Raw genomic sequence first — 2,316 nt, forward strand, 5'->3', positions numbered from 1 at the left:
TGGAGCATGACTACGGCCCGCCCTGCAGACACTCCCCTCCGAGGTCGGGATACTTCTGAAATACATGCGTGCACGCCAGTTCGCCCAGGTACGCGATGTCGCCGTCAGGCTCTGGAAGCTTGAAGGTTTCCTGTCGTGCCTTCTCCCCGTCGATATCCGCGAGTGTCAACCGCAGAGTGTTCTCATGTTTCGACACAGCAGAAACCCATAGAAACTCCATGCTCTCTCCCTCACTTTCGATCATGACAAGGACGCGCCCGTGAATGTCCGGATCAAAGACGAGGAGATAGGGGCGCTTCAGGCAAGCATTCCATCGCATCCGAGGAATGCCATCCTCCGCCTTCATCGATAACAGTGCCCACTTGCTAGGAATCAATCGAAAGAAGGCCAGCTCAGCCTCATTCAGGACGTATTGCCCAAACGGAGCCCTCGAATAGACATCCGAAGATGTGCTAACACCAGAGAACAGCGCCTTGTCCAGCACTGACGTCAATAACGAACTGGCTTGCTCCAACACCTCGCCTTTGACCTGAATCGTCGCTGTTTCTTCGAAGCGCCTGTTATCGAACCGGAATCGCCCACGATATACAGTCAGACTTTCGGCCGAACCAAATACAATGACGAACAACTCATTTCTTACCTCTGCCCGAACCTTGACCCCATCAACATGGCTCGTACTGGTGCTCCTCAGACAACGTTCGGGCTCATTCACAGTGCAGACAAAATCAAACGGCCTCCGCAGGCTCGGTTTCTTCAGCCGCGCGACGGCATCCAAATTGCGCTCGAAGAACAACGTCGCCAGTTCCTTCTGAAGGCCAGCGTCCTCAGGAGCCAGCGTGGCGGCACGCAGGGCACTCTCCTCCCGCTGCTGCAACGTCCGCTTCGGGTCCTTGGCCTCCGCGGCGAGCTTCTCCACCGACGGCTTCTCGGGGCCCAGAAACGCCCCCACCACGAAGCCTTCCGCCTCTCCGCAGCGCACTCGGGCCCATCCCCCCTCGAGGGATTCCTGCGTCCGGCACTCCGTCCCAATGGGCAGCTTCTGGAGGACCTCCGCCGTCTTGCAGGCCGCCTTCCGCAGATTCAGCGAGGAACCCTGGACGTATGCCGGGGGCGGCTCTCCCCCAGCAGCGGCCATTAGCAGGCCTAGCAGCATCGTCTTCATGCCCTGTACCCCTCCCCCTCTGTTGAAGACACTGTCATGCCGGTCCGACGCAGGTTCATGAGTGGCTGTTCTACTCAGTGAGTCGAATATGACCGCGACGTGGGCTTCCAAACCACCCCATCAACAAGGGAGACTACGCAGCGACGCCCCTTTCTTGGGCATTTCAAGCACCATGCCGAAGCTCTTTTTGCTGCTGGGACTGGGACTCGCCCTATGGGCCAGGCCCGCCGCCTCCGCCGAGCCCACCACCGTCGCTCCCACTCCCACATGGCCCGCTCCGGGCGCCCCCCTCGCCGTTTCCGAGGTGCGCTTCCCCAAGGACTTCGGAAAGCGCCGCATCTACCTGGACGCAGGGCACGGCGCGGAGGGGAACACCGGCAACAAGGGCGTCACCTGCGAGGACGAGGAGACCTTTACCCTTCGAGTGGCGGAAGACCTGGCGAAGCGGCTGGAGGCAACCGGCCACTTCCAGGTGCGCCTGAGTCGCAGGCCGGGCGAGCGCGTCCCCTATCCCACCCGCGTCACCGCCGCCGAGCGGTGGCGCGCCCATGCCATGCTCAGCCTGCACTCCGACTCACGTGGCACCGCCACACCATGGTCTCCAAATCCGGACCAGGAGTGCAACCGGCAGGACTCCGCCCCTGGCTTCACCGTGCTCTGGTCCGAGTCCGCGGAAGCCACCACGCTCCTCCAGACTGGACGCGCGGGACTGGCCCGCGCCCTGGCGCGCAGGCTGGGCCAGGCGGGCTTCCCGCCCTATGACGGCGTGGACTACGAAGGCCTCTACGCCATCGACTCCAAGCAGCCCGGCGTCTTCGTGGCGCGTGAGCCCACGCACCGGCAGATATTCGTGCTGCGAAAGCCGCGCATCCCCTCTGTCATCATCGAGACCCACCATGCGCTCGACTTCGAGGAGTCCGCACGGTGGCGCGAGCAACGGACCCTGGAAGCCTTCGCCGCCGCCGTGGCCCAGGGACTGGTGGATGCGCTCGCGCCCGAAGCGGCCACCCAGCCTCGCACAACCCGCCCCCGGTGAACCCGAGCCGCAGCGTCCCGTGACATGCTCCAGGCCATCCACCGGACCTCATGATGGATGGCTCGCCATTCATAGGTGAGCGGTACATCGGGCTCTGCCATTCAGGCGGGGTCCTCGC

2 protein-coding genes are annotated in these 2,316 nt (G+C 63.1%); one reads left to right on the top strand and one right to left on the bottom strand.

Features of this window, described 5'->3' with window-relative positions; translation table 11 throughout:
* Window positions 1–10 precede the first annotated feature (10 nt).
* Window positions 11–1,162, bottom strand: a complete 1,152-nt coding sequence (locus tag OZ403_RS20635; protein ID WP_268781527.1) for an SH3 domain-containing protein — start codon at window positions 1,160–1,162, stop codon at window positions 11–13.
* A 172-nt stretch (window positions 1,163–1,334) separates the two neighbouring features.
* On the opposite strand from OZ403_RS20635, the gene OZ403_RS20640 reads away from it, so the two are divergent.
* Entirely contained in the window at window positions 1,335–2,198 is an 864-nt protein-coding gene (locus tag OZ403_RS20640; protein WP_174259306.1) for an N-acetylmuramoyl-L-alanine amidase family protein, read from the top strand.
* Window positions 2,199–2,316: the final 118 nt, after the last annotated feature.

It is taken from the genome of Myxococcus sp. NMCA1 (assembly GCF_026810205.1).
Taxonomy (GTDB): Bacteria; Myxococcota; Myxococcia; order Myxococcales; family Myxococcaceae; genus Myxococcus; species Myxococcus xanthus_A.